This is a genomic window from Pseudomonas linyingensis, assembly GCF_900109175.1.
In the GTDB taxonomy this organism is placed as follows: Bacteria; Pseudomonadota; Gammaproteobacteria; order Pseudomonadales; family Pseudomonadaceae; genus Geopseudomonas; species Geopseudomonas linyingensis.
In genome coordinates, this window is record NZ_FNZE01000006.1 from 133,553 (window position 1) to 152,721 (window position 19,169).

17 protein-coding genes are annotated in these 19,169 nt (G+C 57.8%); 1 reads left to right on the forward strand and 16 read right to left on the reverse strand.

Annotation, left to right across the window (positions count from 1 at the left end; all coding sequences use genetic code 11):
* The 16 genes from BMZ19_RS09300 to rfaH form a co-directional block, all read right to left on the reverse strand.
* A complete protein-coding gene (locus tag BMZ19_RS09300) occupies positions 1–1,257 on the reverse strand; it encodes a polysaccharide pyruvyl transferase family protein (protein ID WP_090310193.1) in 1,257 nt (418 codons plus the stop codon).
* On the reverse strand, positions 1,254–2,189 hold the full coding sequence (locus BMZ19_RS22105; RefSeq protein ID WP_170847729.1) for a nitroreductase family protein: 936 nt from the start codon (positions 2,187–2,189) through the stop codon (positions 1,254–1,256). The genes BMZ19_RS09300 and BMZ19_RS22105 overlap by 4 nt, the downstream gene beginning before the upstream one ends.
* Positions 2,174–3,400 (reverse strand): polysaccharide biosynthesis protein, encoded by a 1,227-nt coding sequence (locus BMZ19_RS22110; protein ID WP_139214652.1) that lies wholly within the window; start codon positions 3,398–3,400, stop codon positions 2,174–2,176. Before BMZ19_RS22110 ends, BMZ19_RS22105 begins: the two co-directional genes overlap by 16 nt.
* Complete coding sequence (locus tag BMZ19_RS09305; RefSeq protein WP_139214653.1) at positions 3,391–4,488, reverse strand: glycosyltransferase; 1,098 nt, start codon at positions 4,486–4,488, stop codon at positions 3,391–3,393. Before BMZ19_RS09305 ends, BMZ19_RS22110 begins: the two co-directional genes overlap by 10 nt.
* Positions 4,485–5,624: a non-hydrolyzing UDP-N-acetylglucosamine 2-epimerase gene (wecB, locus tag BMZ19_RS09310; protein WP_090310198.1), complete on the reverse strand. Its 1,140-nt coding sequence runs from the start codon at positions 5,622–5,624 to the stop codon at positions 4,485–4,487. The genes BMZ19_RS09305 and wecB overlap by 4 nt, the downstream gene beginning before the upstream one ends.
* Before the next feature lie 109 nt (positions 5,625–5,733).
* Positions 5,734–7,125 carry an undecaprenyl-phosphate glucose phosphotransferase gene (locus tag BMZ19_RS09315; RefSeq protein ID WP_280142150.1) on the reverse strand — a complete coding sequence of 464 codons (1,392 nt, stop codon included), beginning with the start codon at positions 7,123–7,125 and terminating at the stop codon, positions 5,734–5,736.
* Positions 7,126–7,386: 261 nt separating this feature from the next.
* Positions 7,387–8,073 carry a hypothetical protein gene (locus BMZ19_RS09320; protein WP_139214654.1) on the reverse strand — a complete coding sequence of 229 codons (687 nt, stop codon included), beginning with the start codon at positions 8,071–8,073 and terminating at the stop codon, positions 7,387–7,389.
* A gap of 70 nt (positions 8,074–8,143) precedes the next feature.
* On the reverse strand, positions 8,144–8,869 hold the full coding sequence (locus BMZ19_RS09325) for a tyrosine-protein phosphatase (protein WP_090310202.1): 726 nt from the start codon (positions 8,867–8,869) through the stop codon (positions 8,144–8,146).
* Between the two features lie 14 nt (positions 8,870–8,883).
* The gene (locus BMZ19_RS09330; RefSeq protein WP_090310204.1) at positions 8,884–9,195 is read right to left on the reverse strand and encodes a nucleotidyltransferase domain-containing protein; all 312 of its coding nucleotides are present in this window, start codon (positions 9,193–9,195) and stop codon (positions 8,884–8,886) included.
* Positions 9,192–9,614, reverse strand: coding sequence for a nucleotidyltransferase substrate binding protein (locus tag BMZ19_RS09335; RefSeq protein WP_090310206.1), 423 nt, complete (start codon positions 9,612–9,614; stop codon positions 9,192–9,194). Before BMZ19_RS09335 ends, BMZ19_RS09330 begins: the two co-directional genes overlap by 4 nt.
* Before the next feature lie 185 nt (positions 9,615–9,799).
* Positions 9,800–12,043 (reverse strand): GumC family protein, encoded by a 2,244-nt coding sequence (locus tag BMZ19_RS09340; protein ID WP_090310208.1) that lies wholly within the window; start codon positions 12,041–12,043, stop codon positions 9,800–9,802.
* A 3-nt stretch (positions 12,044–12,046) separates the two neighbouring features.
* Positions 12,047–12,586, reverse strand: coding sequence for a polysaccharide biosynthesis/export family protein (locus BMZ19_RS09345; RefSeq protein WP_090310210.1), 540 nt, complete (start codon positions 12,584–12,586; stop codon positions 12,047–12,049).
* A gap of 75 nt (positions 12,587–12,661) precedes the next feature.
* Complete coding sequence (locus tag BMZ19_RS09350) at positions 12,662–13,822, reverse strand: outer membrane beta-barrel protein (RefSeq protein WP_170847730.1); 1,161 nt, start codon at positions 13,820–13,822, stop codon at positions 12,662–12,664.
* A 95-nt stretch (positions 13,823–13,917) separates the two neighbouring features.
* On the reverse strand, positions 13,918–14,493 hold the full coding sequence (locus BMZ19_RS09355) for a hypothetical protein (protein ID WP_090310212.1): 576 nt from the start codon (positions 14,491–14,493) through the stop codon (positions 13,918–13,920).
* A gap of 111 nt (positions 14,494–14,604) precedes the next feature.
* Complete coding sequence (locus tag BMZ19_RS09360) at positions 14,605–16,068, reverse strand: MBL fold metallo-hydrolase (RefSeq protein WP_090310214.1); 1,464 nt, start codon at positions 16,066–16,068, stop codon at positions 14,605–14,607.
* A gap of 254 nt (positions 16,069–16,322) precedes the next feature.
* Positions 16,323–16,850, reverse strand: coding sequence for a transcription/translation regulatory transformer protein RfaH (gene rfaH / locus BMZ19_RS09365; protein WP_090310216.1), 528 nt, complete (start codon positions 16,848–16,850; stop codon positions 16,323–16,325).
* Between the two features lie 236 nt (positions 16,851–17,086).
* Between rfaH and BMZ19_RS09370 the strand changes: the two genes are divergently transcribed.
* On the forward strand, positions 17,087–19,138 hold the full coding sequence (locus BMZ19_RS09370) for a polysaccharide biosynthesis protein (RefSeq protein WP_090310218.1): 2,052 nt from the start codon (positions 17,087–17,089) through the stop codon (positions 19,136–19,138).
* The last annotated feature ends 31 nt before the right edge of the window (positions 19,139–19,169 follow it).

Below are 19,169 nucleotides of genomic sequence, written 5' to 3' on the forward strand. Positions count from 1 at the left end.
TTACAATTGGTTGTTCTTTTGCGATTGTGGTTTTAGTGATTCTGTTATTTTTTTCTCAAGATCTTTAGCGAAGGCTAAGCTAATTTTTGCTGAGGGGCTTGCCTCGCCGGATACTGCTGCACCTACAGCCGCTACGATCTCCTTTTCATAGCCAATGATTTCTGGGAAAGACTGTTTCTCTAGCCCAAACAATGACATAAAGTAATTTGTTTTTTCATGATATGCAATGGCCACCGTAGGCACTCCAAGAGCAAGACCGTATATCACGGAGTGGGTTTTATGTCCTATTACACATGCGGATCTAGAGAATTCAGTTATTGTCTCTTTAGGAGAAAAGTCTTCGTCTATATAGGTTATTTTGTCGGTTGAACACGTCGCGATAAGCTTCCTCAAGACGTCCCTTTCATCCCCGCCAAACCCCTTGTACTGCATTGGGATGAATTTTACATTGTAGCCTTTGCTGACCAATTCTAAAGCTACACTTTTCCAGGATTCAGAGTATCTTTTAATATAGTCTTGGTCGTTTATACCTGCAGTGTATATTGCGCAAACTATCGTCTTGCTTTCAGGGCTCTTCTCAAGCTCCATCTTTGTTGATAGGAAGACGCTGTCCGGTGTTTCGATAGGTGGGGTGGTTGATATTTTTTTTACGCACTCTATGCTTAAATTGTCTCTGACATATATTTTTTTGCAAGAGTTGAATACTCTGCCTATCGCTTTTATCGCATAGCTTGGAGCGCCATTGAAGGGGCCAATAGATTGAGACCATAATATAGGAGGCTTCTGGTAGAGGTCTGCAAGCGCCAGTGAAATTAGTTGAGGATTTATGCAGTCCTTCTCTAGGACATTAGATATGTGATGTCCTCCAGTGCAAAAAACGAAATCCGCCTCTTTTATAAGAGATTTGATTTTTTTGCCAAATAAAATTGTGGCTAAAGCCTTCGCAGGTCGATCCATTCTATTTGAGTAGAGGGAAATGAATGCTTTGTAGGATATTTTTCTATGGAATAGAAAGTTCAATCGTTTGAATGTATTTTCTAGAGTGGACGAGTTAGGGGATTTGAATATGCTCCCTCCAGGCCAATAACAAGCTTGGGAGTTTTTGTGTTCCCACCAAAAAGGTAAACTCCCATCGCTGGAAGATAAATTTATCTGCGTAGATCGCTCAGCCTCGGAAGCAATCGCGCCGCTCAAATAGTATAAAACGCTATTGTCTCCTTTGTTGTGGGAGCAGTGATTGAGAATGAGTACCTTCATTTAACTTCCACCATGTATTCCATTGCTGATTTTTTTCCTGGGATTGGGGCGCCGTTTTTAGGCTTGCCAATGATCACATTAAATGCGATCTGGCAGTGCCTGGGGATTTCTAACGCTTCCCGAAGTTCGGCTTCTTCGTGCTCATCGGCATGTGACCAGTTCAGGACACATGCTCCAAGACCCAAGGAGTGGAATAGTAAAAGAGAGTTTTGAAACCCTAAGGAAGCATCAATCATGCCTGTGAGCGACTCTTGGGGAAGATGATAAGAGCGTGTATCGTAGCATACGCTAATAAATGCGAAGGTTCCGGATATTGAGGTTGCGCCTTTGTTAAAAGACGCGCATTTTTTGGCGAGGTTATCATTACAAGTAAAGAAGTTGACAATGGTTTGTCTGTTGCAACTTGATGGAGCCCAGATGCTACCAGTCAGAGCCCTCTTGATCTCTTTAGGGGTTGGTGTTTCTCCTTCTTCGAAGTGGCGGATTGTTCGCCTTTCTTTTATTGATGCAAGAAGTTTTTCGTAAGAAATGGAGTTTTCATTCTCAAACGGAAAGTTGCTGTAGTCTCTTTCGGAAAGCTGTCCCCGCTGAAGGCTCTGATGGTGGTTGTAAATTGCAGTTGCCCACTGAGAAGTGTGTGGACTTATTTCATGATTTATTTTCTCAAGATTTTTCTTAAGATAATGCGAAAGCTCCAAGCTATGACCTGGAGTTCGCTTGGGAGACTGTAAGCCTTTATCTATAATATGTGCTTGTTTTCTTACGATGCTAAGTATGTCGCCTCTGTTATCAGGATCGCTTTTCCAGCTGAGGCTGTTTATGTACTTTACTTTGCTGTATAGATGCCCGCTAAGCAGTGCAAATCTTGGTCTCATTCGTAGAAGGTTATATGTTTTTTGGGGAAGTATTTTCTTTGCTATATTTTTGAGCATTTGCATGTTCCTGCCGTCATGGTATATCTGAAAATCAAAGTTGTACTCAAGGCGGCTGTTATTGTGTAAATTGGAATCTCGGTCAGCGAGACTCCAGCAGTATGCAGAAGAATTCCTGATGAAATATATACAAAGAATCCAATTAGCATGGTTTTTGCGGCTGATTTTGTATTTTTTTCGGCGATAAAAAAGTGTGCGGTTGTGTAGTTTGAGAAAAAAAGCCAGAAGGATATGGAAAGCCAAATTATATTGCGCGAAAGGTGCTGTATAACTTCGTTATCAGAATTAAAAAAACTCGTATCAATATGGCTGATAAATATTGATAGTGCTATGCATACTAGTAGCAAGGTTGGCAGCCATTTTGCTGTTATTTTTGATTTGAGCTTTTGGTACTCGTAAGGAGACTTTTCGTAGATATTTATTAGAGGCTTTTGTGTGATGAGGGATGCCGTTGAAGCGATTGTTGAAAGAGCTACAATCGCTCTGAGAGTTATGGCCTGTTTGTTGTATAGGTCTGGGCTTGATATCTTGGAGTACATTAGTATTTGGGGGAGATTAAAATATAAGTACCATATTATGTTGTTTGGTATCAGGGGGAGTGAAACTGTTTTCCATGCAGGGATGATTGTGGCTATGCTGGATGCTAGATTGTTTATACTGAATCTGCTTTTGACTCCTGAAATCTTACAGGCTATTATCGTTGCAATTGTGTGTGCCGCAATTTCCGCGCATATTATGAGGTTTCTTGAAGGTTCATCTTTTAATATGAAGAAGACTCCGAAGATGCCTGCCATCGATATTCCAGGTATGGCGAAGCATAGAAATACATGTGACTCTTCTCTTTGAGACCTGCAGAACTCTGTAGCCATATTGAATAGCGAGAAAATCATCGCCATTCCAGTGCAGGCCAAGAATAAGTTGCTGGTAATCGTGATTGCGAAAATGGTTGATGCTGATATTGCGAGTGCGATTATGCTTATATTTGAAGCTATTTCAGATATGGCTTTTTTATATGCATCGCTGTAGCTGTATCTGAATAATGTGAAGGCTATTTGAAGCCCTATTATTTGGGAGGATATTTGCCAAAGTGAGAAATAAAAGGCGTAATCTTTAAAGTCCTCTTCGCTCATTATGTACGAGAGTAAAAAAAAACCTGCAATGGAGAGAAGTCTTGAAAGAAACAGCGATGAGGCTCTGAGGATTATGCGCATACTTCAGATCTTTTTATGGTTTCATAATAGATTTCGTAGTTTTCTTTCCAGTGGATTTCAAGCCTATTATGTATTTCGTTTTTCTTGCTCTGTATTTCGCTTATTAGTCTGTCTAGTTTCTCCATTTCACTTGCGGAGAAATCTTCGGCATTTACTTTGATCCCGCTGCCTAGGCTTTCAATTTCTTTGTTCTGAGGAATGCATGAAGATGTTATTATCGGGGTTTTGAAAAATATGTGCTCATAAAATTTGTTGGGTGCCGCATATTTATGAAGCTCAATTTTGGGGGTGTAGTAAGCCCATGTGAAGTCAATTTTTGAATAGAGTTCTGGTATCTGAAGTGCAGAGTATGGGCCAAGGAATTCTATGTTAGTGTTGCTGTGGCTCAACTCCTGTATTTTATTTTGCATGGCACCTCCTCCGGCAATTAACAGATTGTATTTGCCATTCATTCTTTTGCAGAACTCAATGAGCCACTCGATTCCTCTGCTTTCATTATCTAATGTTCCAAAATAACCGATAGTAATTATTTCTCTATTAGGTTTTTTGGGGTGGTTGCCATCTTGTAAAAGTGGCACATTTTCTATGATGTGCATTTTGGGGATTCGATTGGTGGAAATCCCTCTGTCGGAATAATATTTTATTCGTGACTGGTGTGGGATTATGACCTTGTCAAAGTGCCTTGCAATATATATCTCTATTTTATCTAGTAGTTTTTGGATTGTTTTGCTTTTTATTTTTGTTTGCGCGAATGGGTCGACAATGTCGAATATTGATTCTGTGCGTTTTATTTTTGCTGCAAGTAATCCGAGTGCAGCTGTTTCCAAATCCATAAAAACAACTTTATCGCTTTTTTTGGCATGCTTTAGAACTTGGATTGGGACCCAGATTGAGAATAAAAAAAACTTAATTCCTTTTTGTAGTTTCCCTCCAGATTTAGAGTACGGGAAGGATATTGTGCTGTCCGTTTTTCCCCCGCTTTTTTCCCATGTGTATGTCTGGCTCTTCCCGTTGCTGAAGATTTGCTGGTTTCGGGTTGTTCTAGAGTCTGCCTTTAGCGGTAAGCTTCTAAAAATATGCGTCTTCACTTTGTTTTTTCCTTTGAATGCTTCTTGTAAATTTCCTCTATGATTCTATTGCATGCATTTCCATCGCCATAAGGATTGTGGGCAACACTCATAGTGCGGTAGACGTGACTATCGAGCAGTAGGCTGCTCAATTCTCGGATAATGGTTTTAACCTCGGTCCCTACTAATTTTACTGTGCCAGCACTTACTGCTTCGGGGCGCTCGGTAGTGTCGCGCATCACCAGTACCGGTTTGCCGAGGGACGGGGCCTCTTCTTGGATGCCGCCAGAGTCGGTGAGAATGATGTGGGCGCGGCTCATCAGGTGCACGAAGGGCAGGTAGTCCAGCGGCTCGATCAGATGGATGTTACTGATACCGGAGAGCAAGCGGTTAACCGGCTCGCGCACGTTGGGATTGAGGTGTACGGGGTAGACGATGTCGACATCTGGGTGTTGCTGGGCGACTTCCATCAGCGCCTGGCAGATGCGCTCGAAACCGCCGCCGAAGCTTTCGCGACGATGGCCGGTTACTAGGATCAGTTTGCGCGAGGGATCGAGGAAGGCTGCTGGAGCGGCAGCCTTGGCATAGAGTTCCTGATCCTGATCCAAGCGCTTGACCACATCGAGGAGGGCGTCGATGACGGTGTTGCCGGTGACGACGATGTTGTCGTGGGCGATGCCTTCGTTGAGCAGGTTCTGCAGGGAGTTGCTGGTCGGGGCGAAGTGCAGGTTGGCCAGGGCGCCGGTGAGCTTGCGGTTGGCTTCTTCCGGCCACGGCGAGTACAGGTTGCCAGTGCGCAGGCCGGCTTCGACGTGGGCGACCGGGATCTGCTGGTAGTAGGCGGCGAGGCTGGCGGCGAAGGTAGTGGCGGTGTCGCCGTGGACAAGCACTATGTCCGGCTTGAACTCGGCGAATACCGATTTCATCCCTTGCAGGATAGCGGTGCTGATGTCGGTCAGGTCCTGGCCGGGCTTCATGATGTTGAGGTCGAAGTCCGGCTGGATGGCGAACAGGTCGAGTACTTGGTCGAGCATTTCGCGGTGCTGGCCGGTGACGCATACCTTGGCGTCGAAGCGCTCGTCGGCGGCGAGAGCGAGGGCGAGTGGCGCCATCTTGATGGCTTCGGGGCGGGTGCCGAAGACGCAGAGGGTTTTCATGAGGCCTTATTCCAGAATGCTTGGTGATTTCATTTCTTGGCAGGTCGTTGGCCTGCGTTCGCCCGAGGGCGCGCGCCCCACAAGAAAGGTTAGGGAGGGGCTGCGGACTTTAGTAGATGTCTTTGGACAGCAAGCTCAGCGGTGTCTTGATCAAAATCTTGATATCCAGCCACACCGACCAGTTGTTGATGTAGGCGAGGTCGAGTTCGACGCGCTTCTGCATCTTGTCGAGGGTTTCGGTCTCGCCGCGGCAGCCGCTGATCTGCGCCAGGCCGGTGATGCCGGGCTTGATGCGGTGGCGGGCCATGTAGGCGTCGATCTTGCCGGTGTAGTAGTCGTTGTGCGCCACGGCGTGCGGGCGCGGGCCGACGAGGGACATGCGGCCCTGCAGCACGTTGAAGAATTGCGGCAGTTCGTCGATGGAGGTGCGGCGGATAAAGCGGCCGATGGGGGTGATGCGCGGGTCTTCGCGGGTGGCCTGCTTGACCTGCCGGTCGTCGTGCATGCGCATGGAGCGGAACTTGTAGACCTTGATCACCTGGCCGTTCCAGCCGTGGCGTTGCTGCTTAAACAGGATCGGGCCGGGGGAAGAGCGCTTGATCAGGATGGCGATCACCAGCATCAGCGGGCTGAAGGCGATGATGGCCAGCAGGGCGAGGATGCGATCCAGGGCGGCCTTGGTCAGCGCGGCGGTAGGATAGGCGGTGAGCGGGCTTTCGTTGAGGTGGATGGCTGGCAGGCCGCCGATGTCGCTCACCGAGTGGTTGAGCAGCATCATGCTGGCCAGGTCGGGAATCCACACCACGTCGACGCTGGCATCGAGCAGGTCGATGTACAGGCCTTCGATCTGTTCGGCCTCGGCCAGCGGCAGGGCAATGTACAGGCGGCGGATGTTGTGCTCGGCGATCAGCGCGCGCAGGTGCTCGAGGCCGCCGAGGATGGGGTAGAGGCTGTTGCTCGGCAGTTCGGCGCTGTCCGAGGCAATCAGGCCGACCACCGGTTCGTGCTGGTTGCGTACCAGTTGGTCGGCAAGCTCGAGGGCGAGGTCGCCGGTGCCGACGATCAGCGAGGTGCGGTCACTCTGCAGTTGCTGGTGATAGCGGCGCGAGACGTGGTGTAGCGGCAGGTAGCTGCCGGCCTGCAGGGCAAAGCCGAGCAGCGCCCAGGTCAGGGTGACTTCGCGGGAGAACAGTTCGCTGGTCTTGGTGATGAAGGCGACCACGGTGAGGGCGGCGAGCAGCAGCAGCCAGCCACCGAGCAGGCGGGTCAGGCCGGTGAGGTAGCCGTGCTGTTTGTGGTAGACGCGTAGCAGGGCGTAGGCGGGGACCGAGGCGAGCAGGGCGAACACGGCGAGGACCCGGTATTGGGTGCCCATATCACCGGTCTTGAGGATGGCCAGGGCACCGAGGAGCAGGGTGGTCAGGCTGATGCCTATCAGCCATTGGCCCCAGAAGGTCAGGCCGCGGCCGCCGGGAAGGGTAGTGTCGGATCTGCGGGTCACGTGTTGGGCCTTGCTCTGGAAGGGAGCGCTACTGCCCTGGAGTTGGGCGTCCCCGTGCAGGGGGTGTGGGCGAGAGGGATGCGGGTTATGTGGCGATAGGCTATGCGCGGCTGCGACTCTGCGCTGCGCAGCCCGAGGCGTGGGCTGGGGGGCGGTGGAGGTCTTGGGCATCATCCTGAGCCTGTGTGAGGTGAGCGGCAGGTTTGCTGGGTTACGCCGCGTAGAGGCTGACCCTACGTAGGTTCGAGTTGCTGGTTGCGGTTACTGGCAGATCTTCTGCTCATTCCGGGTGGCGGTATCGATGTCTTGGCACAGGATTTCGCTCATCCCGGTGCGCTGGGCGATGGTCAGCAGGTTCTGTGCCTCTTTGCGGCTGTAGCGGATCGTGCGCCGGGCTGCTTCGAGAGTGGCGGTCCGCTGCTCGTCGGTCAGGCTCGGCCAGGCGATCAGGCCGATTTCCGCGAGGCTGCGGTTGATCTCGACGCGGGTGGGGCCGAGGGCCTGGGCCTGTTGCAGGGCGTGGGCGAATTCATGGTCGAATTCGAGCAGGTAGAGCTTGGCGTAGGCGAGCGCGGCCCAGTTGTGCGGCCAGGTTGGCCGCGCCTGGCTGGCGGAGCGGAAGGCCTCGAGGGCGGCGCGGCGGGACTGTTCGGCCTCGGCGGCGCCGAAGGGGTGGCGGAACTGTTGCCACTGCAGGACGCGGCCGAGGCGTTCGAGGGCTTCGCCGTTGCTGCCGGGATACAGGCTGACGGCGCGTTGGGCGGCGGCGTGGGCGATCTGCCAGGCCTGGGGGCTGGGCTCGTTGCGTTTGGCGCTCCAGTCGTCGAGGAAGGCCTGGGTTTGGTAGCTGGCGATGGCGGCGAGTAGCAGGCAGCCGCCGCCGTAGAGCAGGGGCAGGCTGAGGGCGAGGGCCAGGAGGAGGGCGAGGCGCTGTGTGAGCGGTTTCACGCTTTGCGAATCGCTGCGCGAGCGCGAACGGCGCCGGCTGGGGAGGGCGGTGGTAGTTGTCATAGGGGATTCAGGCGAAGTGGCTTTGGGCGATCAGCCAGGGGGTGTCCTTGACCAGGCGTTCGGCCTGGGTATCACCGACGATGCGGGCGGCGTGTTCCATGCCTTCGGTGAGGCGGGGCGGGCGGTGCTGCACGTTGTGGGCGTCGCTGGCGAGGATGGTCACCAGACCCTGCTCCAGCAGGCTGTGGGCGATGTCCTGGGCGGCTTCGCCGAAGTGGCCGGCCACCGAGGAGGCAGTGACCTGCAGCAGGCAGCCCTGTTCGAGGAAGGGCTTGAGTTTGCTCGGCGTGCGCATGATGCCCTTGTTGCGTTCGGGATGGGCGATCATCGGCACGATGTTGCGTTGTAGCAGCCAGCGGGTGAGGCGCTCGGCGCCGAAGGGGATCTCGCTGTGGGGAAACTCCAGCAGCAGCACCTTGTTGTCCTGCCAGCGGCCTAGGAAGGGCAGGTTGCCTTCGGCCTGGCTGGCCATCAACTCCATGCCGAAGCGCACTTCGGCGGCCCAGCTGACCCGCAGCTCAATGCCGGCTTGGTCGAGGCCGCGGACGAACTGCTGGTGGGCGTTATGGATGCTGTGGCGGTCGTTGTCGTAGCGGCCGGGGTGGATGTGCGGGGTGCAAACCAGGTGGGTGATGCCGTCCTGCACGGCTATGCGCGCGAGTTGCAGGGCGGTTTCCAGGTCGGGCGCGCCGTCGTCGATACCGGGGAGCAGGTGGTTGTGCAGGTCGATCATTGTCGATTGGGGCTTCAGCGCGTATAGAAAGTCTTGCCGACTCGGGCGATGTACTCGAGCAGGGCGGGGTTGTCGAGATGCTGGTGGAGTGACAGGTCGATCTTCCAGGGCAGCAGCAGGTCGTCGAGGGCCAGTTCGATATCCAGCAAGTTCTGGTAGGTCAGTTGCTCGCCCTTGAGGGTCAGGTCGATGTCCGAGCCGGGGCGGTAGCTGCCCTTGGCCCGTGAGCCATAGAGGATGGCCTGTTCGACTGCTGGGAACAGGCTGAGAACCTGGCGGATGGACTGGATGGCGTTTTCCGGCAGGCCCGTGCTGTCGAGGTTCATCGAGTCGGCTCGACACGCGCGGACAGGATTTGCTCCAGCGCCTTGAGCAATGGGTGATGCTGTTGGCGGATGTTGTGCAGGATGGCTTCGGCGGTTTCCTCGTTGTACGTGTGCGAGGTGCGGTTGCCGTCGGTGAGCATGTGCATCCAGCCTTGGCCATCGCTGATCAGCCCTTTGCTGAAGGCTTCATGGATGGTGTCGCGCGAGCCGACGATACCGTCGATGCCTTGCCAGACGAGGAAGTCCTTTAGGGTGTTCCAGCCTAGCTCGTAGCTGTATTCAAAGCCCTGGATGACACCCTGTTTTTCCAGTTTCGACAGTTCACGCTGCTGCATCAGTTGCATGGCCTCGTCCAGCTGGGCCAAGGCCTTGCGGAAGTTGTCGAGGCGTTGTTGCCAGCGGATGTCGGGGTTGTTCATGTTGGAAGCTTGCGGTGGTGAGTTCGGTATGGAGTGTATACCGGGGTGGCTTCGTGTGGATCGCAAATGAATATGCTCCTCTGCGTGTGGAAGCACATTCGTTTGTGATTCGGTTTTCCCTCACCCCCGGCCCCTCTCCCGCGGGCGGGAGAGGGGAGGGTTTGGGGTGTTGCGTCTGGCTGGCTTTAGGCTTTCTGGGCGTCGTTGCTGTAGCCGTAGTAGTCGTAGTAGCCGCCGTAGCTGTAGCCCTGCTTCTGCGCCTTCTTGATGTCGACCTGGTTGAGGATGACGCCGGTGACGGGGGCGTTGTTCTGCAGCAGTTGACCGACGCCTTTCTGCGCCAGCGGGATCGGCGTGGCTTCGGACTTGATCACGTAGAGCAGCGCGTTGGCATGGGTGGCCAGTACGGTGGCGTCGCTGACTGCCTGGGTCGGCGGGGAGTCGATGACCACGCGGTCGTACTTGCTGCGCAGGAACTCCAGCACTTTTTCGAAGCGCGCCGAGGACAGCAGTTCCAGCGGGTTCGGCGGTACGGCGCCGGCGCTGAGCATGTCGATGCCTTCGACGTGCTTGATGCACTCTTCCAGCTTGGCGGTGCCGGCGATCAGGTTGGCCAGGCCGGGCGTGCCGACCGCGAAGTCGAAGTTCTTCGCCAAGGTCGGGCGGCGCATATCGGCGTCGATCAGCAGGACTTTTTCCATCTGGCCGAGGGCCATGGCCAGGTTGGCGGCCACGGTGCTCTTGCCTTCGCCGGGGATCGAGGAGGTGATCACCAGGATCTTGTGCGGATCGTCCATGCCGGACAGCACCACGCCGGTGCGGATGGTGCGGATCGATTCACTGAAGCTCCTGTCACCGTTGTTGCTGAACAGGTGGGCGACTTCACCGCGCTGCTTGTTCTTGATCAGCGGCAGGATGCCCAGTACCGGCAGGTTGAGCTTGCTCTCGATCTGCTCGGTGCTCTTGAACGTGTTGTTCAGCGCTTCGATCAGCAGGGTCAGGCCGGCGCCGACGAACAGGGCGAGCAGACCGGCGATGGCGACGATCAGGCTCTTCTTGGGCTTGACCGGCTCGCTCGGCACGGTGGCCTGGTCGACCACGCGGGCGTTGGCGCTTTCCAGGTCGGAGGTGGCGGCGGTTTCCTTCAGACGCGTCATGAAGGTGTCGTACAGGGCGCGGTTGGCATCCACCTCGCGCTGCAGTTCGCGCAGTTTGAACTCCTTGCGCGAGATGTCCTGGATCTGCGACTTGTTGGCGTTGAACGAGGCCTGCAGCGAGCTTTCGTTGGCGACGGCCAACTGATAGTTGCGCTCGATGCCGGCGACGATCTGCTCGACCTGGCCGCGCAGGCTGCCGGAAGCGGCGCTGAGGTCGGAGCGGGCGGCTTCCATGGCCGGGTGGCGCGCGCCGTAGCGCTTGGACAGTTCGTCGACCTTGGCGCGGGCCTTGGCTTCGTCGGCCTTGAACTGCTGGATCAGCGGGTGGCCGAGGACCGCGGGGATGGTGGCAAGCTTTTCCCAGCCGCCGCCACGCATGGATTGCACCTGCTGGTACTGGCTTTGTGCTTCGGCGCGCTGGCGGCGGGCGTCGATCATGCGGTCGCCGGTCAGCGACAGTTCGGCGGCGCTGATGGTGGACACACCGTCGACGTCGACCAGGTTTTCCTTCTCTCGGAAGGCCTGCAGCCGGTCTTCGGCAGTCTTCAGGGTGTTGCGCAGTTCGCCGAGGCGGCTGTTCATCCAGTTGGTGGCGGTCAGCGACATTTCCATGGTCGCTTCCATCTGGCTTTCGATGAAACCGTTGGCCAGGGCATTGGCGGCCTTGGCGGCCATGCGCGCATCGGCCATCTCGACTTCGACGCGAACCAGTTGGCTCTTGCCTTGCGGAGCGACGCTGATGCGCTCCATGAAGGCCTTGGTGACCTCATCGAAAATCTCGGCTTCGACAGGGTCGACGCCTTCTTCGAGGTCTTCCGGCAGGGTGGCGGGGACGACCTGGTTGAACTTGAAGTTGGCGAGCAGGCCCTTGATGTCGATCAGCGGCTCGGGCTGTTGGCGCGGGTCGAACTCGGGGTGGGTGGTCAGGTTGAGCTGCTTGACCACGCGCTCGGCGAGGGCGCGGGACTTGAGCAGTTCGAACTGGGTCTGCAGGTATTCGTTGCCGGTGCCATCCAGGCCGTAGACCTGTTCGATGGACACCACCTTGGCGGCCTTCTGCTCGATCAGCAGGGTGGCGCCGGCGCGGTAGATCGGAGTGAGGCTGAGGACAGCAAGGATCGCGACCAGTACCACCACCACGAACAGCGAGAGGATGCTCCACTTGCGGCGCCAGAGTGTCTGCCACAGCTGCAGCAGGTCGATCTCGTCGTCGTCTTCATCCGGGCGCTGGGCGATCAGGCTGCGCTCGTTAATTTGGGCGTTGCTTTCCATTATTTAGAAGAAACCCTGGTCAATGGTGATGGTGTCGCCGGGCATCACGACGGTGTCGAGCGTGGCTTGTTCGGGGGTGCGGCTGGCGTCCTGGTCGCGGATGATGCTGATGCGACCGGTGGAGGCGCGTTCGGTGAGGCCGCCGGCCAGGGCCACGGCGCGGCGCAGGGTCAGGCCGGGCTGGAACGGGTAGCCGCCGGGCTCTTTCACTTCGCCGCTGATGAAGAATTCGCGGTAGGTAAGGACGCTGACCGAGACGCGCGGGTCGACCAGGTAGTCGCCTTTCAGGCTTTCGGTGAGCAGTTGCTCGATTTCGGCGGCAGTCTTGCCCTTGGCACGCACGTCGCCAATGAAGGGGTAGGAGAAGATGCCGGCATCGTTGAGGCGGATTTCCTCGATGCTGAGGTCCTTCTCGCCGAAGACGTTGATGCGGATGACGTCGCCCGAGGCCAGTTTGTAGGTGGAGTTGCTTTCAGCCAGCGCAGCGCTGCTGTTGAGCAGGAGCAGGCCCAGGATCAGGCGGAAGAAGTAACGGATGACCATGTGGCTTGGTTTCTCATGTGAGGTCGGGTACAGAAGCGGGGGGCGCCACCCCCCCGAAGCCTGTTGTTGCGCGAGTTACAGGCTGGCAGTGAAGCTGAGGGCGTAGATGTTGCGCTCGTAGCTTTCGTTGGCGGCGTCGGAGTCGTTCTCGGAGTACTTGTAGCCGAGGCCGACGTCCAGCCAGCGACGCATTTCGTAGGTCAGGCCGATGCCGAAGGTGTCGATCTGGTCTTCGCGCTCGATGTCCTGGTAGTCCTGGTCCATGCGGGTGTAGCTGACGTTGGAACTCAGGCGCTCGGCCCAGTCATGGTTCCAGCTCAGGGTGGTGGTCTGGGTCTTGATAGTCGAGGCGCCGCTGTCACCTTCGTCGAAGCCTTGACGGGTGTTCAGGCTGAAGCGCGAGTAGGTGCGCGGTTCCCAGGTGGCGCCGACTTCCCACATGCCGCCGGATTTTTCACCGATGCTCGAGTCGTCGAAGTCCTTCTTCTCATGACCGAACTTGGCGGTACCGGTGGTCTTGGCCGTTGCTTCCCAGGTCACACCGGTCAGCAGGCCGATGTTGGTGCTGTTCAGGCGATCGTTGCTGACGTAGTCGTAGTCGGTATGGCGACCTTCCAGCAGGACCTTGGTCTTCGGCGCGACGCGGTAGTAGAAAGTGCTCTTCAGCGCGGTGGTGTCACGCTCCTTGTCGGCGTTGAGGCGGTTGCTGTTGGTGTAGCGCAGCTCCTCGTAGTTGGCGCCGAGGTCGATCTGGGCGCGAGCGCTCTCGGCACCGAAGGTGTACACACCACCGACGTTCTTGGTGTTGTACATGTCGTTCTCGAGCTTCTGGTCGAGACCAGCGGTCTCTTCCACGTCGTGATAGCCGGCGTTCAGCTTCAGACGGTTGCGGTCGTTGAACTCCATGCCGGCATCAGCGGTGAGGTGATGGTCGGTGTTGTTGTCTTCATGGCTCGAGTGGAAGGTGTCGCTGACCGCGCTGTAGCTCAGCTTGTAGGCACTCTTGCGGCCCTCGGCACCCAGGGTGAAGGTCGGCGCAATGGTGGTGATCCACGACGACTCTTCGTTGCTTTCCACTTCACGGAAGTTGTCGTCGTAGCTCTCGCTGACCTTCAGGGTCGGGGTGAACTCGAGGCCGTCGGCCAGCTTGATGCTCATGGCCTCGACGGCCAGTGCGCTGCTGCTGGCGGCGGTCACGGCCAGCGCCAGCAGGCTGATGTGCAGTTTCTTGCTCATTGAAAACGGTTCCTTTCCTGCCATGGGCAGGGGGTGATTACCAGGATGGCGGCCACGCCGGGCCGCCATCGGTGTCCTTGAGTCCGCCAGGCGGATCAGTTGGCGCTGGCAGTACCGCCGCCGCCGCCGGAGCCGGACGGGGTGCTGGAGGTGTTGGTGGTAGTGGTGGTACCACCTGCGCCACCGCCTTCAGCGCCGCCGGTGGAGGCAGTGGATGCGGCTGCAGCGGCGGCACTGATGGCTGCGGCTTGAGCCGGAGCGGCGGCAACGGCGGCGCTGGTGATGGCGGCAGCTTGTGCCGGAGCGGCGGCAACGGCGGCGCTGGTGATGGCGGCGGCTTGAGCCGGAGCGGCGGCAACGGCGGCGCTGGTGATGGCGGCAGCTTGAGCCGGAGCTGCGGCAACGGCAGCACCAGTGATGGCGGAAGCCTGAGCCGGGTTGGCGGCAACGGCAGCGGCGACGATGGCAGCAGCAGCTTCCGGATTGGCGGCGACCACGGCGGCAATGGCTGCTACCAGGGCTTCGCCCTCAGCGGTGGCCAGGGCTTGGGTCTGTGCCGGGGTCAGGGCGATGCCGGCCGAGCGCATGGCGCCGACGGTGTTCTGGTCGGCCATGACCTGGCCGGAAGCCAGCGCCAGGGCGATGGAAAGTGCAGTAAGGGTTTTGCGCATGTTTAACGTCCTCGTTATTTGCAGCAGTTGACCTTGCCGTAATTCTGGCAAGGGGGGTGTTTGATGGTTGTTCAGCGCGCTGAGATGACTTATCGGCTTGGAGGTTTTTTTCTACAGGCCGGTATGAATCGTCAGGCTCCGCTCATGGTGGTGGTAACGCTGTTGCAAAGCCTGGGCCAGTTGCACCTTGGCGCCATCCTCGCCATGCACCAGGCGAATTTCGCTGGGCCAGTGGCGCATGCGGGTCACGAAGTTGACCAGACCCTGCTGGTCGGCGTGTGCCGAATAACCGCCGAGGGTTTCGATGCCGGCGCGGATGTCGATGCGCTCGCCATCCAGGTCGATGTAGCCGCCGCGCGGGCCGTACTGCTGGATGATCTGGCCGGGCGTGCCCTTGGCCTGGTAACCGACGAACAGCACGTTGTGGCGCGGGTCGCCGAGCATGGCCTTGAGGTAATCGACAATGCGCCCGCCGCTGCACATGCCGCTGGCGGCGATGACGATGGCCGGGCGGGCGCTCTGTGCCAGGTGGCGGACCATGCTCAGGTGGTCGCTGTGGCTGTCGACGGTGAGCAGGTTGGCGAACTTGAGCGGGTTGCGACCCTGGCCGACGCGCTTGAGTGCTTCCTTGTCCCAGAACGGCTGCAACTGCTGGTAGACCTCGGTGAAGCGGCTGGCCAGCGGCGAGTCGAGGATGATCGGCAGATTGGGCCAGTGGGTTGTTTTTGAGCTCGTCGCCTGTTCCGCCAGCGACGCTGGGGAGTCTGCGCTATCGAACTTCATCCGATGGATGATGTCTTCCAGTTCGTACAGCAACTCCTGCGTGCGGCCGATACTGAAGGCCGGGATCAACACGGTGCCGTTGTCGGCCAGGGCTTTTTCGAGCACGCCCTGCAGCCGCTTGCGGCGGGTGGCGCGAGACTCGTGGGCGCGATCACCGTAGGTGCTCTCCAGGATCAGAGTGTCGGCCTGCCAGGGCGACTTCGGCGCCGGCAGCAGCGGGGTGTGGGTCGAGCCGAGGTCGCCGGAGAAGACGATGCGTTTTTTCTCCCCGCTCTGACGATAGTGCAGGTCGCATTCGACGTAGGCCGAGCCGAGGATGTGCCCGGCACGTTGCAGGCGGATGCGTGCGTGCAGTTGCGGATTGTCGACTATCTTGAACCAGGTCTTGTACGGCAGGGCAATGGTGCGTGTTTCGATCAGCTTGAGGTAGCGCTCGAGCAGTTTGGCGTCGCGGCTGATGCCGAGCCGGAAGGCGTCTTCCAGCACCAGCGGCAGTAGCTTGGCCGAGGGCTCGCTGCACAGGATCGGCCCCTTGAAGCCGGCTGCGAGCAGCTGGGGTAGTCGGCCGATGTGATCGACGTGCACATGGGTGGCGATCAGCGCCCTGATGTTGCTGGTATCGAAGTCGACCTGTAGTTGGCTGGCATTGCTGAGGCCGTCGGACGAGGTTTCCGCGCCCTGGAACAGCCCGCAGTCGATCAGCAGGCTATGCTGTTGATCCATCAGCAGCTGGTGGCAGGAGCCGGTAACGCCGTGGGCGGCGCCGTGATGCAGGATTTGCGGGTAGGCCATGGTGTCAGTCCGTTAACAGTGTCCAGTGGTGCCGCAGTTTTTTTCAGGCACGCTACCGCCCCAGGATTTTCCGTCGGATCCTGAGAACGTGTTTTTCGCGTACACAGCTCAGCCCTGTGTGCGCTGGGCGGGCACAGGGCTGAGGGCAGATGTTGTAAAGGGACTTGCTGGTGCGCCCGGTCCCTGGGTCTATATTCAAAATCTCTATTATTGTGCCGTGTGTGACAATCTTTTGTCTGTAAGCATTTTTCCCTTTATTCAGCCTTCTGGATGCTTGACAGCGGCACGCGGACTTTCTGTTCGCGGTGCAGGATGTTCATCAGCAATACCACCCTTTCGTTACCATCCATCGACAGGAATATGGCCTCCAGCTCGGCGAAAGGGCCGTTGTTGAGGCGTACCTTGTCGCCGGACTCGAGCAGCGGGCTGGGGGTGGGGGCGCTGCAGCGTTGCTGCAGGCGTTCGATCAGCTCTGGGCTGACGGCCAGCGGCTGGTTGCCGAAGCCGACCACCCGGCTGACGCCGCGGGTGGAGCGCAGCGGGGCCCAGTTGTCCAGCTGGCTGAGCTGGATGAACAGGTAACCGGGGAACAGGGATTCCTCGACCAGCTGCTTTTGCCCCCGCAGCAGGCGTTCGCGACTGTGCCGCGGGCGGTAGCAGGTGTAGCCCTGGCGGAGCAGGTTTTCCTCGGCGCGCTCGTCCTGGCGCGGCTTGCACTGGACCAGATACCAGGCGTGCGGCTGTCGATTCTGTGGCTGTTCCGGCGTGAGGCTGCTGCTCATGCGATCTTTCCGTCCTTGCCTTTGCCTTTCGGGTTGATGGCGGCGCTCTGATATGCGCCGTCTGGCTCAATCTGCATCATTTTCAAGGATTGTGCCATCCAGTGCATCCTTTGTCGGTTTGTTGACGTATGTTGTTTTTGCTGGTTTTGGTTTTGCTGTGCGTGGCGGCAAAATGACTTCAGGTGGGCTACCGTTCCCTTGGAGGCTTCTCCTCTGTGTGGGCAAAGGTGGTTTTCATGAGCGGGAATCGGAGTTCGCTACGCCAGCGTCTGTTGACGCTATCCCCTGCCAGGAAGCGTTTGTTGCAAGTTGCGGTGGATGTCCCGCTGATATGGCTGGCTTTGTGGCTTGCCTTCTATGTGCGCCTGGATGACGCGCGCCTGATTCAACCGTTCACCAGCCATGTCTGGTTGTTTCTGGCCGCACCGGCGGTGGCCTTGCCATTGTTCATTCGCCTGGGGATGTACCGGGCAGTGATGCGCCGCCTCGGCAACGCGGCGCTGTTGACGATCACCAAGGCGGTGACCCTTTCTGCGTTGCTGCTGGCCTTGCTGGTCTTCCTCCGTGGCATCACGGGTGGGGTGATTCCGCCTGCGGTGATCTTCAACTATTGGTTGCTGAGTCTGCTGCTGATCGGTGGCTTGCGCATCGCCATGCGTCAGTACTTCACGGGGGACTGGTACAACCTGCGGAGTCGCTCGTACAAGAGCCATGCCGGCTTGCCCAAGGTGGCGATCTATGGGGCCGGTCTGGCTGGCAACCAGCTGGCCCATGCGCTGAGCATGGGGCGTGCCCGGCGCCCGGTGGCCTTCATCGATGATGACCCGCAACTGGCCCATCGGGTGATTGCCGGCCTGCCGGTGTATCCGCCGAGCCTGCTCGAGCGCATCCTGAAGGAAACCGGCGCCGAGGAGGTCCTGCTGGCGATTCCATCGGCTTCCCGTGCGCGTCGCCGCGAGATTCTGAACATGCTCCAGTCTTATCCCCTGGCGGTGCGCTCGATGCCGGATATCGCGGATCTGGCCAGCGGTCGGGTCAAGGTCGAGGACCTGAAGGACGTCGACATCGCCGATCTGCTCGGTCGCGATCCGGTGGCGCCCAAGACCGAACTGCTGGAGCGGTGCATCCGAGGCCAGATGGTGATGGTGACCGGCGCTGGCGGCTCGATCGGTGCCGAGCTGTGTCGGCAGATCCTCGATGGCGAGCCCACGGTGCTGATCCTCTTCGATCATTCGGAGTTCAACCTGTACAGCATCCAGCTCGAGCTGGAGCAGCGTATCCGTCAGGCCAACCTGCCGGTGCAGCTGGTGGCGACCCTCGGCTCGGTTCGCTATCCGGTACGTATGCTCGAGGTGATGCAGAGCTGGAAAGTGGACACCGTCTATCATGCCGCGGCCTACAAGCATGTACCGATGGTCGAGCACAATGTGGCCGAAGGGGTGCTCAACAACACGTTGGGGACGTTGTATGCCGCCCAGTCGGCTCTGCGTGCCGGGGTGCGCAACTTCGTGCTGATTTCCACCGACAAGGCGGTGCGTCCGACCAATGTGATGGGCAGCACCAAGCGCATGGCCGAGCTGGTGCTGCAGGGCCTGGCCCACGAAGCGTCGGTGGCGTTGTACGGCGAACCTGGCCTGCCGGCGCAGCCCAATCGCACCCGTTTCATCATGGTGCGCTTCGGCAACGTACTGGGGTCATCCGGATCGGTGATTCCTCTGTTCCGCGAGCAGCTCAAGCGCGGCGGGCCGATTACCGTGACGCATCCGGAAATGACCCGTTACTTCATGACCATTCCGGAGGCGGCGCAGCTGGTGATCCAGGCGGGCTCGATGGGGGAAAGCGGAGACGTGTTCGTGCTGGATATGGGCGAGCCGGTGAAGATTGCTCAGCTGGCGGAGAAGATGGTGCATCTTTCCGGTTTGACGGTGCGCTCGGCGGAGAACCCGAATGGCGACATCGACATCGAGTTCTGCGGCCTGCGCCCAGGGGAGAAGTTGTACGAGGAGTTGTTGATCGGTGACAACGTGTTGCCTACCGAGCATCCGATGATCATGCGTGCCAACGAGGCCTGCATGCCGTGGGAGGAGCTCAAGGCGCTGATGGTCGAGATGGTCCAGGCGATCCGCGTGGACGACTACCCGCACGTGCGTGAACTGCTGTGCCGGATCGTCAGCGGCTATACCCCGGATGCCAATGTCGACTGGCTGCACTGCCAGGACGAGGTGAACGAACCGGCGGCGCCCGAAGTGCGCAGGGCGGCCATGTTGGTGAGCGGCAATCGCCCCTGATGGACATCTCTGAAAACCGAGGCTGACGGAG